The organism is Rhodococcus sp. P4_B6 (assembly GCF_056402215.1).
This window is the reverse complement of record NZ_JBFUHV010000003.1, coordinates 44,279-62,293: the sequence shown is the minus strand read 5'-3', so window position 1 is coordinate 62,293 and position 18,015 is coordinate 44,279. Positions and strand designations below refer to the sequence as shown.

Here is an 18,015-nt window from a genome sequence, read left to right as displayed (position 1 = left end):
CGATCGGCCCGTGGACAGAAGGGAGGAGACTGCAGTGACAAACCTTGCGAAGCTCGTCTCGGTCGCTGAGTATCGGCGGACGGCCCAGCGTCGGCTGCCCAAGTTCGTTTTCGACTACGCAGACGGGGCGGCAGGTGACGAGAAGACGATGGCTCTCAACCTACGTGCGTTCGACAAGTACCTTCTGCATCCGCGGCAGCAAGTCGATGTGAGCCGAATATCGATGGAGACGTCGGTCTTGGGACGCACCATCCCCTTTCCGTTGATGTTGGGTCCTACCGGGCTCCAGCGGATGGCCCATCGTCACGCCGATCTGGAAGTGGCACGTGGCGCGTCCAGGACCGGGGTTCCCTTCGTGGTGAGCGCGTCCACGGCGTTCACGGTGGAAGCGATCCGCGAGGCGAGTGGTGGCGGGGATCTGTGGCTGCAGATCTATCCGTGGCGAGACCGTTCGGCGATCGAGCACGTGGTGAAACGTGCGATCGCGTGCGACTACTCGACTCTTGTCGTGTCGGTGGATGTTCCTCTACTGGCTCGTCGTGAACGTGATATCCGAAACGGCATGAGCATCCCGCCGAGACTGAGTGTGAGCAATATCTTCCAGGGGGCTACTCATCCCCGGTGGGTGACTCATCTCGTGCGTGGACCGGAGATCACGTTCGCGAACTTTGCGGATCTGGTTCCCGATTCGCACGGAATGGCGCTCATGAACTGGGTGAACGAGGAACTGACCAATCCGGGGGCTCGGTGGGACGAACTGACGTGGCTCAGGGGTCTGTGGCCTGGACCGATGGTGGTCAAGGGCATCATGACAGTGGCAGATGCTCGGCAGGCTGTGGCCAAGGGAGCCGATGCAATCGTGGTCTCGAATCACGGTGGCCGTCAGTTGGACGGGACCCCGGCGACGATCGACGTGCTGCCGAGGATTGTCGACGCGGTCGGTGACCGCACCGAGGTGTTGCTCGACGGTGGCGTGCGACGAGGCACGGATATCCTCAAGGCAGTGGCTCTCGGGGCGAAGGCGGTCTTGATCGCACGGCCTTACTGGTGGGGTCTCGCGGCAGGCGGGGCGAACGGAGTTGCCGGCGTGATCGACCTTCTACGAACCGAATTCGAGATGGCGATGGCCTTGTCCGGCCGACCCACAATCGAGTCGATCGGGCCGGATCTGCTGGATCCGGACGACGCGTGACCAGATCGTAACCGGTAGGTCGACGAGGCGCGCGAAACTCGTTGTGATTAATGCCATATCCGTATACGGTATACGGAATCCCGATGATTCGAAGCGGCGGTCGGGCCGAGCGAATGTCAAAACGGAAGGGGCTGTGGTGGTTGATTCAGAAAGTGCCAGCACACGTTTGGTCGGTAGGGTCGCCATCGTCACGGGTGGTGCGAGCGGTATCGGGCGTGCGATCGTCGAGAGGTTCGTTCGAGAAGGCGCACAAGTCGTCATCGCCGATCTGAACATCGACGGCGACACCGTTCCGCGCGGTGAGTCGATCATCGCGGAGCGTCTCGATGTCACGGACCGCGAGGGTTGGGTCCGTGTCGTGCAGAAAACTCGTGAGCACTTCGGCGACCCGACTGTCTTGGTATGCAGCGCAGGTACGATGGCGATGAGCTCGCTGCTCGATACCGACGGGAGTGAATACCGGACGAGCTTCGACATCAACGTTCTCGGCGCCGTCTTCGGAATTCAAGCGACAGCGCCGGGCATGAAAGATGCGGGCGGCGGCTCGGTGATCATCGTGTCATCGACTGCCTCCGAGATCGGCACATCGGGTCTCGCGCCGTACGGTGCGAGCAAGGCCGCCAACAAGTCACTTGCGAAAACGGCGGCGATCGAACTCGGTCCGATGGGGGTGCGAGTGAATTCGCTTCATCCCGGCGGCACCGACACACCGATGCATCAGAACTTGATGTCCGACGGTTTCGACGAGGACGCCTTCTACTCGCATCTTCCGATTCCCCGCGTCGCCAGGCCTGAAGAAATCGCCGGCGCTGCCGCATTCCTCGCGTCCGAGGACAGCAGCTTCGTCACCGGTTCCGCGATCTTCGTCGAGGGCGGGCAACTCGCCGGACCAGCCATCTGACAGTCGGCTTGTGCCCCGACCTCGATTCGACATCAACTATTCCTCACTTCATAGGACAGTCATGACACTCAGCGTGGAGACACCCATCCCTTTCGAAGACCCCAACTTCTATGTGAACGATCCGTGGCCGGTGTACAAGGAGCTGCAGGAGAACGATCCGATCCACTACTACGAACCGCTCGATGTCTTCATCATCACGCGGTTGGACGACCTTCGCGAGGGAGCGAAGCGGAACGATGTGTTCTCGTCGGGACACGGCATGTTCCTCAACGACCTTCGCATGATGAAGACCGCCGCCACCACCGAATCGGTGTTCGACGGATTGTTCCCCGCAGATGCGGAACACTTCGCCTTCGCGGACCCGCCGGAACGTCACAAGACGCTCCGCGGTCTCATCAGCCCGGCATTTGCGATCCGCAACATCAACGCGATGCGGCCGACGATCGAAGGCTTCGTCCGAGAGCTGTTCGACAAGATCGAGCCGGGAAAGCCGATCGATTTCGTCGCCGAGTTCGCGGATCTGCTTCCGATCATGATCGCCACGCGGCTACTGGGCATCCACGGCAGGACCGTCGAGGAAGTCAAGCGATGGAGCGACGCCCTGGAAGCCATGAACTCCGTCGAGACTCCGGAGCAGATCGCCGAGGCAAAGGCCACCTTCGCCACGATGAACGGGACCTTCGCCGAGGAGATCGAGCGTAGTCGTCGCGATCCCAGCCCCGGGCTCGTCACGGACATGGTCGATGCGACACTGGACGGCAAGCCGGTGTCCGATTCGAACATCATCGCCTACTGCACCACGGTTCTCGCGGCGGGCAGTGACACCACCCGGGCACTCATGACCGGCATGCTCCTCGCCTTCGCCCAGTTCCCGGAGCAGTACACGCGTCTCCGCGAAGACCGGTCGCTTATCGGTTCGGCAATCGAGGAGTCCCTCCGCTGGGTGTCACCCGCTCGGTCGTTCCTCCGTACCGCACTGGAGGACACCGAACTCGGCGGGCAGAAGATCAAGAAGGGACAGCGGATCTTCCTCCTGTTCGCGGCGGGTAACGTCGACGGTTCGGCGTTCGACGACCCGTACACGTTCGACGTGGGACGGACGAACGCGCTGCAGCATGTGGCGTTCGGCTACGGCCCGCGTTCGTGCATTGCGGCGCAGCTCGTGCGTGCCACCATGCGAATTTTCCTGACCGAGCTGCTCGACCGCTTCAGCGCGATCGAGTCGATGTCCGAGCCGACTCCGGTGGTGCATGTACTGCGGAACAGCTGGTACGACGCCGAGCTGGTGTTCACGAAGTAGCAGCAGGCAGCCCGCACGCGGACGGCACTGCTTTTGCCGGATGCGGCCCGGACCGGAGGGTCGAACAGGAACTCGACCTCCGCGTCCGGGCGGGTGCGCCGCGTGTAAGGCAGCAAGCGACCAACTGAGAGGGACGAGTTTCATGCAAGTGTGCGAGGCGCTCGCAAGGGCGCTCTACGACAACGACATTCGCAAGGTGTTCGGTGTACTCGGTGACGCCAACCTGTTCATCATGAACAGCTTCCACGAGATGGCCGATGCCGAGTACATCGGCGCAGCGAGTGAGGGTGGCGCGGTACTCTCCGCGGTCGGCTACGGCCAGGTCTCCGGCAAACTGGCCGTGGCGTCGGTGACGCACGGTCCGGGCTTGACCAACACACTCACAGCTCTGGTCGAGGCCGAGCGCGCTCGGCAACCACTGCTGCTGATTGCTGGCGATTCGCCCCTCTCGCAGCGCGAACACATCCAGGACATCGACCAGCGCATGGTCGCACTGGCAGCGGGTGTTGCATTCGAGCGGGTCCGGTCCGCGGAGTCCGCCGTGGCGGATGTCGCGGCCGCGGTCCGACGCGCATGGGTCGAGCGGATCCCGGTCGTGCTGAACGTGCCGATCGAAATCCAATGGCAAGAGGTGGAGTACCGTGCCGTCCGTGCGTCGATCGACGCCGTGCCCTCTCTGCCGGCAACGGAGTCGATCGAGGATGCGGTGGGGCTCATTGCTTCGTCGGCCCGTCCGTTGGTGCTCGCCGGACGTGGCGTCGCATTGTCCGGCGCGACCGAGGCCATCGCACGGTTCGCCGAAAGGGTGGGTGCACCACTGGCGACGACCCTTCGCGGAAAGGACCAGTTCCGGGGACTCCCGCAGAACCTCGGGGTTTTCGGGACGCTGAGCCACGAGGCTGCGCTGCAGGTCATCACGCACAGCGACTGCGTCATCGCGTTCGGCTGTGGGCTCAACCCGTGGACTACCGCCGAAGGATCGTTGGTGCGTGGAAAGCGCGTCGTGCACGTCGACACCGATGCGACCAGGCTCGACAAGTCCACGACCGTCGACGTTGCGGTCCTCGGCGATGCGCAATCGGCTGCCGATGCCATGGCGCAACTCCTGGATGACGCGGAAGTGCCGGCCTCGAAGTTCGTCGATACCGCAATTGCGCTCGTATCCGCGGGTGCCGACGACGATCGGCCGTCTCGGGCCACCACCGGAAACTTCGATACCGCAGCAATCCTTGCGCGGGTCAATGCCGCAGTGCCGAAGAACAGGGTGGTGGTGACCGACAACGGACGGTTCATCAAGCAGGCGTTCACGGCGTTGGAGGTGGAGGAGCCGCAGTCGTACGCGCACGCGGTGAGCTTCGGAGCAATCGGCTGCGGCATGTCGGTGGCGCTCGGCGCCACTTATGCAGCACCGGACCGCCCCGTCCTCGTTGCGGTCGGAGACGGTGGGTTCGCTCTCGGTGGGTTGTCGGACCTCGTGATGGCAGTTCAGCAGAAGCGGAATCTCGTCGTCCTGCTGTTGAACGACTTCGCGTACGGTGCCGAGTATGTCCAGTTGACGGGTCGGGATATGGAACCGGGATTTACAACGCTCACCTGGCCTGACTTCGGAGAGATCGCAAAATCCATCGGCGCACAGGGATATACGGCTTCGAACTTCGTCGAATTGGACGAGGCTCTGAGCAGTCTCGACTTCGCGAGCGGACCCGCATTGCTCGAAGTTCGAATCGATCCGGCCAAGGCGTAAGGAAGGCTCGCGATGCGTGACAATACTCTGTTGGCTCGACTCCGAAGTGGCGAAGTTTCGGCAGCGAGCTTTGTGACCGTGCCGGATCCGTTCGTCGCGGAACTGATGGCGCGATCGCAGATGGATGCGTTGATCGTCGATACCGAACACTCGGCGATGAGCGCCGAGCAGCTGCAAGGTGTGCTCACCGCACTTCATCCGAGTGATTCCACGGTGATAGTGCGGGTCGCGGACAAGGCCGACGTGTACATCAAGCACGCCCTGGACCTGGGCGCCGAGGGTGTGCTTGTCCCCGGCGTGAGTTCCAAGGCCGATTGTGAGGCTGTCGTCGCATCCTCGTTGTATGCGCCCCGGGGAAACCGCGGGTTCGGTCCGCGCCGTGCGAGCCGCCTGTACGGGACCCGCGCCGACTACTTGGCCAGAGCAAACGACAATATTGCCGTCCTCGCGATGGTCGAGGATGTTGCAGGTGTGGACGTGATCGACGAGATCGCGACGGTCGACGGCCTCTCCGGTCTCTTTGTCGGTGTGGGTGACCTGGCGGTGTCGATGGGCCACATCCTCGATCCGGGTGCACCGGAGGTGGCCGAAGCGGTATCGGTGGTAGCCCGTTCGTGTGCCCGCCACAAGGTTCCATTCGGTGTTTTCACCGGCACGGAAGCTGCTGCGAAACATTGGATTTCGCAGGGAGCAACGTTGGTGACCATGGGCAGCGACGTCGGATACATCGACGCCGGTATCGCCCGGACCCGCGAATCGTGGGCAACCTTTTCCTGACTACATAGCAGTCCGAGATCGAATCGGACCGGATTGGAGAAACAATGTTCGTGCTGGACACTGAGTCGATTCCGTGGGAGCCGGTTACGGCGAATACCCGAACCGGAAAGATCTCACGAAAATTCCTTCGCGAGAACGAGCTCGCCGAAGGCATCGGATACACGACAGACCTGGTCTACTACCACAAGTCCGACGAGGCGTTCACCGCCCCGAGGCATCGGCACGACTTCGCTCAGTTCCGTGTGACGCTGAGTGGGCTGACGGACTACGGGTTCGAGCAGGTTGCGGAGGGAGGCGATGTCACCTACTTCCCCGCCGGCGCGTACTACGGCCCGGAGACCATCGAGGAAGCGGAGATCCTCCTGATCCAGTGGAGTCGCGGCTGGGTCACTCGCGAGAAGTCGAACCGCGCGTTCGAGGAGCTGGCGAAGAAGGGCACGTTCAAGGACGGCTACTACCATACAACGGACACCAAGGGACGCCCCGTGCGTCGTGACGGAAATATGGCCGTGTGGGAAACCGTCACCGGAACGCCGCTGACTATTCCATCGCCGAAGTACGGTCAGCCGATCGTGATGAAAACATCCGGTTACGACTGGAGCGCAACAGAATCCGGCCTTGCGGTGAAGGATCTCGGACACTTCACCGACGAGGACGTGAACGTGCAGGCCGTGAAGTGGAAGCCCGGTCAGGAGATCGAACTGGGTTCGGAACGTACGACCCTGGTGTGGGTGGCGAGCGGAGAGTTGTCCTCCGAAGGCCAGAACCTCACGGCGCGATCCGTCATGTTCTCCGATTTCGGCGACACGCACACGCTCACGGGCGTCGAAGACGGTGAGGCGCTTCTGCTCCGCCTGCCGATAGTCGAACCCGGGGCATGACCCCACCCCGCCCGCGAAGGCGGGTATTGAAATGTGACCACAAAACCGTATACTGTATACAGAAGATTCATCGAGTGGGATCCCCTGCAGGTACGTCGTTCAGTGCGCCGGTGCAATGGTTTTCCGCTCAGGCATCGAATAGGAAGGCGTGTCACGCCATGTCGAAAATTACCTATGTTCAGCCCGATGGCTCCCTCGAGATATGCGATGTACCCGCAGGTAAGTCGCTGATGCTCGCTGCGCAGGCCAAGGGCATCGCCGGCATCCTCGGTGAATGCGGCGGGCAGGCCATGTGCGCGACGTGTCACGTCTACGTCGACGAGGGATACCTGGACAAGCTGCCGGAGCCGTCGGAGGAGGAGGACGTGATGCTCGAAGAGGCGGCCTCCGATCGTCGACCCAACAGTCGGCTCTCGTGCCAGATCGACGCCTGCGACAAGCTGGACGGGCTCGTGGTGCATGTACCGGAAGAGCAGCTGTGGTGACGCCGCGGCGGGTCGTCGTCCTCGGGGCAGGGCACGCCGGCTTCCACATCGCCTTCTTTCTCCGGTCGAAAGGCTGGACCGGCGAGCTGACCCTGATCGACAGTGAGAACCGGGTTCCGTATCAGCGCCCACCGCTGAGCAAAGAGTTCCTCTGGGGTAAGCAAGAACTCGATGACGGAGTGTTCCGACCCGCGACCTACTACGCCGACGAACAGATCGAACTGATCTCGGGCCATCACGTGACGGCAATCGATCGACCCGCGAAGCAGGTCGTGATCGACGGGCACGACCCCCTCTCCTACGATCATCTGGTTATCGCAACAGGGTCCGTTCCCCGTAAACTGCCGGTGCCGGGCGGCGACCTCGAAGGTGTGCTCAACCTTGCAACGGCAAGCGACGCATCGGAGTTGCGAGGCAGGATTGCCGACGCCCGGAACGTGGTCGTGATCGGTGGTGGGTTCATCGGGCTCGAGTCCGCGGCTATGGCCGCATCGGCGGGAAAGCAGGTCGTGGTCTTCGAGGTCGGAAACCGATTGATGGCACGTGCTGTCTCGCAGCCGATGTCGCGGTACTTCGAGAATGTGCATCGGGCCGGCGGCGTGGATCTGCGTCTCGGGACGGGTGTGACAGCCGTCGAAGGTCGCGATGATCGTGTGACGTCGGTCGTGGCATCCGACGGGACCAAGGTGGACGCGGACCTCGTGGTCGTCGGGATCGGCGCAGACGCCAACGATTCGCTGGCCGCGAGGTCCGGTCTGGCGACCGACCGAGGGATCCTGGTCGACGAGTTCCTGAAGACGACGGATCCCGATATCTCGGCCGTCGGTGACTGCGCTCGGTATCCGATTCTCGGGTCGGATGGCACCCCGCCGATCCTTACACGCCTCGAGTCGGTGCAGAACGCCACCGATCAGGCGCGCTATATCGCCCACCAGATCATCGAGGATTACTCCGAACCGTACCGCGCGGTTCCCTGGTTCTGGACGGAACAGTTCGGGCGCAAGCTGCAGATCGCCGGGCTGGTGGAGGGACACACCCGGTCGGTGCAGGAATCCGTCGACCCCGACAAGTTCTCGATTCATTGTTTTGCCGACGAGACCTTGCTCGGAACCGAATCGGTGAATGCACCGCGGGATCACATGGCGGCGCGGAAGAAGCTCACCACCCGACTCAAAGAGGAATCCAAGTCGCGCTGAGCGTGATTCGTCGACGAGTTCCGGGCTCCGTCCCGAAGGGCTGCGAACGCAACGAAAGTGAAGGATATGAATGACTCGGACGAAGTGACGCCCGTCGGTATCGGGATGGTGCTCAATTCACTGAACCTGACGGACGTTGCGCGACAAACGAAGGCTGCGGATGAGGCCGGGTTCTCCTTCGTCACCGTCGGCGACAACCCGGAACACATGTTGGACACGTACGTGTCCCTGACCCATGTCGCGCAGGCTGCAGAGCGTTGCCACGTGGGTACGACGATCACCACCCCGACCCATCGTGATCCGTTGGTGGTCGCCACCGCGTTCTCCTCGGTGGAAACCATCCACCCGGGTCGTGTCTTCATCGGGATCGGGACGGGTCGTGCACGTCAGAAGGTCAGCGTGCGTGACCTGCGTGAGCACATCGAGGCATTACGCGAACTCTGGTCGGTTGGGAAAACGACCTATCGGGGTGTCGAGATGCGACTGAGCTGGGATGCCAAGCCCGTGCCGATCGTGGTGTGTGCCTCCGGACCGCGTGCCCTGCGCGTGGGTGGGGAATTGGCGGACGCCGTCATCATCGAGTCCGGCCTCACCCCGGAGTTGATCGAGAGCGCGAAACAGCACGTGGCCGCCGGAGCGCTGGCGGCCGGGCGGGACCCCTCCGATATCACGCTGTGCTGGTACGCGCGGACGAGCATCGGCGTGACCACGGAGGAGGCCCGCTACGACTGCCTGCCGTCGATGGCGGCGGCGGGAGCATTCCTCACCCGCCGGGACGCGGGTCTCGAAGATGTTCCATCGGTGCATCATTCGAAGATCCATACACTCGCCGAGAACTACGATATGAGCGCGCACCTCCGCACCGATGCCGGCAACCCGAATCGGCGATTGCTCGACGACGAGGCACTGCGGAATTACCTGATCGAGCGTATGGGTGTGGTCGGTTCTCCAGCGCAGTGGGTGGAGAGACTCGAAGGACTCCGTGAGTTGGGCGTCCACAACATCCTTTGTGTCGGTGCGAGCGGAGACAAAGACGAGATGATCGATCTGGTGGGTAGGGACGTGCTCCCGAAGTTGCGTAGCGGTCGGGTCGGCGTGTAGCTCGCCTGGTCACGATAGACGTGCATTATGGATACGGTATACTGTGAGTGTGTACTCTGCTATTACAGAGGGCTCCTGAATGCCGGGTCGAAACGGACTGCGACGGACCACAGCGGTCGTCGGTCGGGTCACTACTACCTGGAGTTTCATATGTTCACACACGTAGTCCTCATCAAGTTCAACACCGATGCCGATGAGTCATACATCGCCGATGTCGGGAGCAAGATCGACACGCTGCCACAGGAAATCGAACAGGTCCGCGGCGTCGCCTATGGGGCCGACATCGGATTGACCAGCGGTAGCTGGGATTACGCAATCATCGTCGAGCTCGGTGCGGCCTCCGACTACGAGGCGTACGCGAAGCACCCGACACACGTCGACCTGGCCGAGCTGATCAAGAAGGGCGTGGCCGATCGCACGGTGGTCGACTTCGACGGCTGAGCGTGGGACACCCTCAGCCGATTCGACCGATAACTCTCTCTATCAGAACATCCAACCGAAGGGATCTCGAAATGTCACTGACCTCGATTGACGACAACGCTGCGCTGGTGGTTCTCGACCTGCAGGTCGGTACCGCGGGTCTTCCGTCCGTGCCGAACGCCATGAGCGAGATCATCGACCGATCGGTCGCTCTCGCAGAGGCATTCCGCAAGAAGGGCCTGCCGGTGATCTGGGTGAACGTGGCCGGCGGCAGTACCGCTCGGAAAGAGGTCACCGATCCGGGCGGCTCGCTGCCGGAGAACTGGACCGAGCTTCTTCCCGAGCTAAAGGTTCAGGATTCGGACAAGACGTTCACCAAGTATGCAATGGGTTCCTTCCACGATGACCGATTCTCGGAGCTGCTGTCGGAGCTGAAGGTCGGCCAGCTGGTTCTCACCGGCGTCACCACGAGCTTCGCGGTCGAGTCGACCGCTCGCGGAGCGTACGACCGGAGCATCAACGTCGTGGTCGTCGGTGATGCGGTGGGTGACCTCGACGCAACGGTCAACAATCACGCTCTCGAATCGGTGCTCCCGCACGTGGCGGAGATTTCGACAACGGACGAGGTGCTCGCGGCGGTCCGCTGAGTGGGCGAGCCACTTCGCGAGTCGGCAACCCAGTCGACCGGAAGTGGCGGCGCCCGCCGGTGGGTCGTGGGCGAGAGTGGCCACAGTGAGCGTGGTGGACCTGGATAGGATACGAGCGTACTCACTAGCGGCGTTCGAAGATGTGGCGATTGGCAGGGACAAAACGTGGCGGCAACCAGCACATACACTTCCGAACTGCAAAGAAGTCCGCTCGGCAATCAGATTGCGGATTCGCTGAGGCACGACATCATACTCGGAGTTCTGCGTCCGGGCACTCGCGTCTCGCAGCAGGAAATGTGCGATCGCTTCGGTACCAGTCGAATGCCAGTTCGCGACGCGTTGCGCATCTTGGTCGAAGAAGGACTGATGACGGTCGACAGCAATCGGCGGATCGTGGTCGCACCGCTGACGCGCGAGGATCTCCTCGATGCCTTCACCATCCAGGGTGTCTTGACCGGCATGGCGACAGAACGTGCTTCCCGGCGTGCCGAGCAGTCGGAACTCGATGAGCTGCAAGTAATGCAGAGTCGGATGGTTCAGGCGGCCCACGCGGACGACTTGGACGCGATGGTCGATCTGAACTGGACTTTTCATCGCAGAATCAATCGGATGGCCGGCTCGCGCAAGCTTCTTGTCGCGATTCGGAAAGTTTCGGTCGATCTGCCGCGAGACTACTTGGCTCAATTGCCGCAGTGGAGCGAGCGGTCGATTACCGAGCATGCCGAGATCATCGAGGCGATGACTCGGCGCAAGCACCGCGCGGCTCGGGATCTCATGGTGGAGCATGTCATCAGCTCCGGGCGTGGACTCATCGAATACCTCGAAAGCCTCGGCATCGACTTGGACTAGGACGAACAGCTTCCCTCGCGCGCCCGTTCTTCGCGGATGTATGTCGTAAGCCGTTCAGCGGGGGTGTTCGATCGATTCACCCTCGCGTACCTGGTCGACCAATGAATCTTTCACGGGTTCCATTTCCCAATAACGGTATACGGTATACAAAGGAGAAGACATGCGCGATACCTTCCTGGTAGGTGTCGGTATGACACCGTTCGGCAAGTTTCCAGAGACGGATCTGGGCTCGTTGGGTCGAGAGGCTGTCCTCGAGGCGCTGGCCGACGCCGGCCTCGGTCCATGCGACATCGAAGTATTGGCCTGCGGTTCCGCGCGGAGCGGCACCCTCCAGTCGAGAGAGAGTGGCGTCGGTCAGCTCATCGGCTGGGAAGCCGGTATCGAAGGTGTGCCCGTCTACAACGAAAAGGCATTCTGTGCATCAGGCGCGATGGCGTTCAACATCGCCACTATGGCTGTCTCGTCCGGTACCCACGATGTCGCGCTCGCGATCGGCGTGGAGAAGATGTCGCAGCGCAATGTAACGGGCAGGCCTCTCACCTCTGACGGTATGGCCTTTCAGAGCGAAGCCGGATACACACCGCCCGCATACTACGCCATGGCCGCCCGCCGTCACATGGAGGTGTACGGAACCACGCGCGAACAGATCGCCGCGGTTGCGGTGAAGAACCGGACGGCTGCAGCCGACAACCCTCGCGCGCAGTATCGAGACCCATACACCTTGGATGACGTCCTGTCGTCGAGGCCGGTCGTGTGGCCGCTGAACCTACTCGATTGCTGCCCGACCGGCGATGGCGCTGCAGCCGCGATCATCGTCAGCGAGGCGGGGGCGGAGCGACTCGGGATCGAGCCGAAGATCAAGATCGAAGTGTCGTCGGCGGGTACCGGTTACTACCGAACCCAAGACCGAGACATGACCTCCTTCGGTCTCGACAGGGTCACCTCGCAGCGAGCCTACGAGAAGGCCGGAATCGGACCCGACGACCTCGATGTCGCCGAAGTCCACGATTCCTTCACCATCGGTGAGATCATCCACTACGAAGATCTCGGCTTCTGCGAACCGGGCTCCGGTGGAAAACTGGTCGAAAGTGGAGAGACCGCGCTCGGTGGCCGACTTCCCGTCAACACCGGTGGTGGGCTCCTGAACCGAGGGCATCCCCTCGGCGCCACGGGAGTCGCCCAGATCGTCGAGCTGGCCGATCAGCTGCTCGGCCGCGCAGGTGCCCGCCAAGTGCTCGGAGCGAAGACTGCTCTCGCACACATCTCGGGTGGCTTCCACGAAGACGACTTCGCTACTTCCTGTATCACCATTCTGACCAAGTACGGACGGTAGAAGCATGAAAGAATTGGGAGAACTGTCGCTGGGGCGGTCATTGCTCCTCCAAGTGGACACGCAGTCACCGCGGCTGGCCGCGAGCCGTTGCCCGAGCTGTGGCGATGTACGCATTCCGCAACGCGAGGTGTGCTGTAACCACCAGGTGACATGCGAACCGATCCAGCTCAGCGGATTGGGCACAATCTACGAGGCCGTTCATATCTCGTTGCCGCCGAGCGGATTCGACGAACCGTTCTGGGCCGGATTCATCGACCTGGAGGAGGGGCCCCGCTTCTTCGCGCAGATCGGGTGTGAGCCCGGCGAAGGCAATCCCGAGCACGGCGAGGTCGTCGAAATGTTCGTCGAACCGATCGGATCGGCCGAATCACAGATTCTGGCACCGGTGTTCAGGAGGGTGGGTAGCCATGCTGCACTCTGACCTTGACGAGCAGCTGAGAGACCTCGTGGATGTCACACACCGTGTGGCAACGGAGAAGATTCGACCCCTCATCGACGAGACAGAGCGTTCCGGCACCTTCTCGCCGGAGATTCGAGCCATCCTCGCTTCAGCGGGATTCTTCGGACTCGTAGTACCGGAGGAATACGGCGGCGGCGACAGCGACGTCCGGCACCAGGCAGTGGTGTTGGAGCAGCTGGCCCGCACCTATCCCAGCGCGTGCACGTACCTGACGGCACACTGGCTCGCCACCAAGGTGATCGCGCTCAATGCGACGGGACCGGACGAACCCGACTGGGTCCGTCCACTGCTGGAGGACGCGGCTTCGGGAACGCGGATGGGCGCCATTGCCGCCACCGAACCCGACCACGGTTCGGACCTCGCGCGAATCACCACGAACGCGCGGCGCGACGGTGACGACTGGATCATCAACGGCACCAAGCGATTCATCACCAACGGTGGATTCGCCGATTTCTACACCGTCCTGGCGCGCACCGGCGGAGAAGGATCACGGGGGCTGTCTCTGATCTTCGTGGAGGCGGACCGCGCCGGCGTGAACGTCGGCCGGTGGGAGCGGAAGATGGGCCTCCACGGCTCGGCGACGGCAGAAATGATCTTCGACGACGTCCGCGTTCCGGCAGACCACGTCATCGRCGAGGTCGACCGAGGATTCACCTACCTGATGCGGGGCTTCGACGAGGGACGCGTCGGTGTTGCGGCCATGTGCCTGGGAATCGCTCAGGGCGCCCTCGACGCAGCGACCGCCTACGCGACGCAGCGCCGACAGTTCGGCAAGGAGATCGCCTCGTACCAGGGCGTGCAGTTCCTCGTCGCCGACATGTCGATCGGTGTGCAAGCGTCACGCTCGGTGGTGTACGACGCGATGCACGCCCTCGTCGCCGGGCATCCGGACGCATCGAGGCTGGCTGCAATCGCGAAGACCCTGGCATCCGACACGGCAATGGAAGCGACGTCCAACGCGGTCCAGGTCCACGGCGGAGCGGGATATGTCAGCGACTTCCCGGTGGAGATGCTGATGCGAGACGCCAAGATCGGCCAGATCTACGAGGGCACCAACCAGATCCTGCGGATGCTGATCGCACGCTCGTACTTTGGGGACGCGGCGCGATGACACCGCCACCGGGAGGCCGGCACACCTCGACCGCTCCGTCAGGCCCGTCTGCGGCTGCCGACACCGTCTCGAATGTGTCGGATGGTCAGGTGCAGGTGGAATTCGACGGTCCGGTCGCCCACGTGATTCTCAACCGTGCCGGAAAGATGAACGCGATCAACCGAGGTGTCCTGCGCGGTGTCCGCACCGCGATCTCGCTCCTCGATCACGAACCCGCGGTCCGCGTGATCGTACTGAGAGGCGCCGGCAAGGCATTCTCGGCGGGCGGAGATCTCGGTGAAGTATCCGAGATTGCCGGCGACACCGCAGCGTTCAGCGAGTTCCTGGACTTCTGGCACGCGTCGCTCGCCGTCGTGGAGAAGTCCGACCGACCGACTATCGCCGCGGTCCACGGATTCGCCCTCGCCGGTGGATTCGAGCTCACCCAAGTCTGCGATTTCGTCGTCGTCGGTGACCGGACGGTGTTGGGCGATCAGCACGCCAACTACGGACTGTTTCCGGCCGGTGGCTCGACGCAGCGGTTGCCGCGCCAGATCGCCGAGCGCCACGCGAAGTGGATGCTGATGTCAGGTGAAGGCATCGAGGCCGACACTGCGGTCTCGTACGGGCTGGCCAATGTGGTCGCGCCGGAAGCCGAGGTGGTCGAACGAGCCCAACAGATGGCGGAGCTCCTTGCGGACAAGAGCATACATGCGAGCGCAGCGATCAAATCGGCGGTCGCGCTCGGGCGTGACCGGCCTCTGTGGGATGCGATTGCACTGGAGCGTGACATAGCGGTTCGGCATATGGCCGGCTCCGATGCACGTACCGGTTTCGAAGCGTTTCGGGCGCGGTCCGTTCCAGTATTCAGATGATCTTTTGCTCAGAGAACAAATAGCGGGAGAGGTGTATTTGTGGTGTTGGATTTGACGGATGTTTTGTATGGCGGATTGACGATGACATCATGACCACTTCCGAGTCCTCGACTCCATCCGTAAACGGCACAACCATCGATTTCGGCCTTCGCAAAGACGAAGGGAAGTCGAAGGTCATGGCGCTCGACGATGCGATCCGTTCGTTTGTCGAGCCGGGCAACACGATCCACGCGGCCTATTCGGATGCTCGCCCCAATGCTGCGCTCATGGCAGTCGCACGCGTGTTCAACGGAACCGATCCACAGTTCACCCTGGTGACTGCGGGAATGGTCAACATTCAACACTCGTTGATCGAACTCGGGTTGGTCCGTAAGGTGATCGCGTCGTTCGCCGGTGAGAACTTTCCGGTGGCACGCCCCAATCCCGCCCTCGTGAGGGCCATTTCCAGCGGTCAGGTACAGATCGAACATTGGTCGCTGTGGTCCTTGCTCGCGCGGTTGACTGCGGGGGCGTTGGGAGTGTCCCACTTCCCCGTCAAATCGATGCGGGGAAGTTCGATGGGGGACGAGGCAGCGGCTCGCGGCGAGTTGATCGACCTGGCCGCACTCGACGGCGGATCGGACACAAGCCTGGTCTCTGCGTTGCGACCGGACATCGTCGTCATGCACGGTGCAGCTGCCGATGCGCACGGAAACGTCATTCTGGCTGCCCCGTACGGTGAAGGGCAGGTGGGAGCGCTGGCCGCCAAACAGGGTGTAATCGTCACGGTGGAACGCATTGTGTCCACCGCCGAAATCCGAAAGATGAATACACGCACGCGAATTCCAGCGCACGTCGTCCGCGCAGTGTGTGAGGTACCTTTCGGTGCACATCCGTTTGGATTCAATAACCCGGGTGTTCCCGAAGTGGAGGGATACGGCGAAGACCTGGATTTCGTTCTGGACACGCTGAAGGCCAGCAAATCGCCGGAGACCTTCCGTCGCCACATCGAGCAATGGGTGACAGGAATCAATGGGGTGGACGAGTACCGCCGACTCCTCGGGGACGATCGACTGAAGTCGCTGATTCGGCGAGATGTCTCCACCAACGAGATTGCAGTTGCAGTTCCCTCGCCCATTGAGCCGGCCACGCCGGTGGAGCACCAGGTGATCGCGACTTCCCGTGCACTCCGTCGGTCCGTCATGCGACGTGGACATCATGCGGTTCTTGCCGGAGTGGGACTGTCCAACCTCGCTGCGTGGGTGGGTGTCAAACAATTACGGAAGGACGAAGTCGATGTCGCGTTGATGGCGGAGATCGGTCTCTTCGACTACTCACCGCTTCCCGGTGAGCCGTTCATCTTTGCCGGTCAGAATGTTCCGACGAACAAGCTGTTGGTGGACGTGATGAGCGTGTTGGGTATGTATGTATCCGGACCAGGGACATCAGCTGTCGGATTGGTCGGTGCCGGACAGATCGACAAAACCGGTGCGATCAACTCCACATACTCCGACGACGGCCGTTTCATTGTCGGATCCGGCGGGGCCAACGACGTCTTGTCGGGTGCGGAGGAGGTGATCGTCACGGTCGGTCACGACCGTACGCGACTTGTCGAGGCGGTACCCTACATCACCTCACCGGGCGCGAAAGTCCAGACGATCGTCACCGAACTGTGCGTGTTCGACCGATCGCCGAGCACCGGAGAGTTCGTTCTCACTTCCTTGTTGCCTGCGGCGGGAGCGACTGTAGCAGAGGGCCTTCGTGAAACCCGCGAACGGACCGGGTTCACATTCGAAGTCAGTGATGGGCTCACCATCGAAGCTCCGCCGTCGGATGAGGAGCTGACGATCCTCCGTGCGTTCGATCCGCAGAAGTTCTATCTCCGCGATCGGTAGTTCGCAGGCGATGTGGCGTACACAGCGTACGACTCGAGTGGTGTGCTGGCGGTGCGACGGGAGGTAGATGGATCCGACGGGACAGACGCGAAGCGAGGCAGCAATGGCACAAGACGAGGGAGTAACAGTGGAAGGTGTATCCGAGGCGGGACTGATCCCACGCTACCGATCTCATCCTCCTGGAATGAGGCAATCCAACGCAATTCACGGCAGCGCGACAGGAACAGATCGTCGGGCACGCGTCGATCGGGCACAGCTTCGGGCGTCACGGTTGTCGCCCGAAGGAGAGGAGATCTTGCGACTCGCAGTGATCTGGGAGCCATACGGTGGCCCCTCGAACGAGGAGATCTTCGTGAGGTTCGGTGTTTCGCGGAGGCGTTTCGGTGAAGTTCTGGCTGATGCCGTGAAGGATGCGGGAATCGAGCAGTCGGTGGCGGATCGGTTGCTCAACGCTTACGTGCGAGATCGGTTCGAGTCGGCAATAGGACGGTGCCGGCCACGAGCAGCGCCTCGAGCTTAGCGCCTGAGTTGCACCAATTTAGACGATATGAGGGCTGGGCTGGGGCCTCACTCAGAGAGTGTTTTGAAAGTGTTCGATTCGGGCGGCCACGGATGGCTGATCACCGACCCGAAGTACTTCGGTAATGCCATGCGGACCGTCCTGAACTGGATCCCCATGAAAGTTGCGGCATGACTGCCAGTATCGCCCACCGCGCACTTCCGGCCGGGCCAGGCACCGGCTCTCGGGGCCCGAATGGCGTACCGAGATGCCCGACCGCTTCGCGGTCTGGCAGGAGGTCACCGCGACCGACGTTGCCGCCTGAAAGGAGCGCAACCCGAGGGTGTTCCATAGCAACAGCTCAAAAACCAACTGTGCTGCTACGCTTATC

17 protein-coding genes and 1 pseudogene are annotated in these 18,015 nt (G+C 62.1%); all 18 read left to right on the top strand.

Annotated elements, in window-relative coordinates; translation table 11 throughout:
• Positions 1 to 34: 34 nt before the first annotated feature.
• Entirely contained in the window at positions 35 to 1,192 is a 1,158-nt protein-coding gene (locus tag AC1DWT_RS02045) for an alpha-hydroxy acid oxidase (protein ID WP_477919483.1), read from the top strand.
• Between the two features lie 136 nt (positions 1,193 to 1,328).
• The gene (locus tag AC1DWT_RS02040; RefSeq protein ID WP_179377490.1) at positions 1,329 to 2,093 is read left to right on the top strand and encodes an SDR family NAD(P)-dependent oxidoreductase; all 765 of its coding nucleotides are present in this window, start codon (positions 1,329 to 1,331) and stop codon (positions 2,091 to 2,093) included.
• A gap of 61 nt (positions 2,094 to 2,154) precedes the next feature.
• Positions 2,155 to 3,393 carry a cytochrome P450 gene (locus AC1DWT_RS02035; RefSeq protein WP_477919481.1) on the top strand — a complete coding sequence of 413 codons (1,239 nt, stop codon included), beginning with the start codon at positions 2,155 to 2,157 and terminating at the stop codon, positions 3,391 to 3,393.
• A gap of 142 nt (positions 3,394 to 3,535) precedes the next feature.
• Positions 3,536 to 5,137, top strand: a complete 1,602-nt coding sequence (locus tag AC1DWT_RS02030; RefSeq protein WP_179377489.1) for a thiamine pyrophosphate-binding protein — start codon at positions 3,536 to 3,538, stop codon at positions 5,135 to 5,137.
• Between the two features lie 78 nt (positions 5,138 to 5,215).
• Positions 5,216 to 5,914: an HpcH/HpaI aldolase family protein gene (locus tag AC1DWT_RS02025; RefSeq protein ID WP_477919479.1), complete on the top strand. Its 699-nt coding sequence runs from the start codon at positions 5,216 to 5,218 to the stop codon at positions 5,912 to 5,914.
• A 50-nt stretch (positions 5,915 to 5,964) separates the two neighbouring features.
• Entirely contained in the window at positions 5,965 to 6,795 is an 831-nt protein-coding gene (locus AC1DWT_RS02020; RefSeq protein ID WP_477919478.1) for a cupin domain-containing protein, read from the top strand.
• On the top strand, positions 6,792 to 7,280 hold the full coding sequence (locus tag AC1DWT_RS02015) for a 2Fe-2S iron-sulfur cluster-binding protein (RefSeq protein ID WP_477919477.1): 489 nt from the start codon (positions 6,792 to 6,794) through the stop codon (positions 7,278 to 7,280). The genes AC1DWT_RS02020 and AC1DWT_RS02015 overlap by 4 nt, the downstream gene beginning before the upstream one ends.
• On the top strand, positions 7,274 to 8,476 hold the full coding sequence (locus tag AC1DWT_RS02010; RefSeq protein WP_477919476.1) for an NAD(P)/FAD-dependent oxidoreductase: 1,203 nt from the start codon (positions 7,274 to 7,276) through the stop codon (positions 8,474 to 8,476). The genes AC1DWT_RS02015 and AC1DWT_RS02010 overlap by 7 nt, the downstream gene beginning before the upstream one ends.
• A 66-nt stretch (positions 8,477 to 8,542) precedes the next feature.
• Entirely contained in the window at positions 8,543 to 9,577 is a 1,035-nt protein-coding gene (locus tag AC1DWT_RS02005) for an LLM class flavin-dependent oxidoreductase (protein WP_477919474.1), read from the top strand.
• A gap of 150 nt (positions 9,578 to 9,727) precedes the next feature.
• Positions 9,728 to 10,018, top strand: a complete 291-nt coding sequence (locus AC1DWT_RS02000; RefSeq protein ID WP_179377487.1) for a Dabb family protein — start codon at positions 9,728 to 9,730, stop codon at positions 10,016 to 10,018.
• Positions 10,019 to 10,089: 71 nt separating this feature from the next.
• Positions 10,090 to 10,644 carry an isochorismatase family protein gene (locus AC1DWT_RS01995; protein ID WP_095860478.1) on the top strand — a complete coding sequence of 185 codons (555 nt, stop codon included), beginning with the start codon at positions 10,090 to 10,092 and terminating at the stop codon, positions 10,642 to 10,644.
• 165 nt (positions 10,645 to 10,809) lie between these two features.
• The gene (locus tag AC1DWT_RS01990; RefSeq protein ID WP_477919471.1) at positions 10,810 to 11,493 is read left to right on the top strand and encodes a GntR family transcriptional regulator; all 684 of its coding nucleotides are present in this window, start codon (positions 10,810 to 10,812) and stop codon (positions 11,491 to 11,493) included.
• A gap of 160 nt (positions 11,494 to 11,653) precedes the next feature.
• Complete coding sequence (locus tag AC1DWT_RS01985; RefSeq protein ID WP_477919469.1) at positions 11,654 to 12,826, top strand: thiolase family protein; 1,173 nt, start codon at positions 11,654 to 11,656, stop codon at positions 12,824 to 12,826.
• A 175-nt stretch (positions 12,827 to 13,001) separates the two neighbouring features.
• Positions 13,002 to 13,247, top strand: a complete 246-nt coding sequence (locus AC1DWT_RS01980) for a PhlB family protein (protein WP_477919467.1) — start codon at positions 13,002 to 13,004, stop codon at positions 13,245 to 13,247.
• Entirely contained in the window at positions 13,234 to 14,397 is a 1,164-nt protein-coding gene (locus AC1DWT_RS01975; RefSeq protein ID WP_477919465.1) for an acyl-CoA dehydrogenase family protein, read from the top strand. The genes AC1DWT_RS01980 and AC1DWT_RS01975 overlap by 14 nt, the downstream gene beginning before the upstream one ends.
• A gap of 74 nt (positions 14,398 to 14,471) precedes the next feature.
• Positions 14,472 to 15,251, top strand: a complete 780-nt coding sequence (locus tag AC1DWT_RS01970) for an enoyl-CoA hydratase/isomerase family protein (protein ID WP_477919463.1) — start codon at positions 14,472 to 14,474, stop codon at positions 15,249 to 15,251.
• A gap of 89 nt (positions 15,252 to 15,340) precedes the next feature.
• On the top strand, positions 15,341 to 17,125 hold the full coding sequence (locus AC1DWT_RS01965) for a CoA-transferase (protein WP_477919461.1): 1,785 nt from the start codon (positions 15,341 to 15,343) through the stop codon (positions 17,123 to 17,125).
• A 700-nt stretch (positions 17,126 to 17,825) separates the two neighbouring features.
• Positions 17,826 to 17,949, top strand: a pseudogene (locus AC1DWT_RS01960) (IS6 family transposase); the annotation flags it as partial.
• Between the last annotated feature and the right edge of the window lie 66 nt (positions 17,950 to 18,015).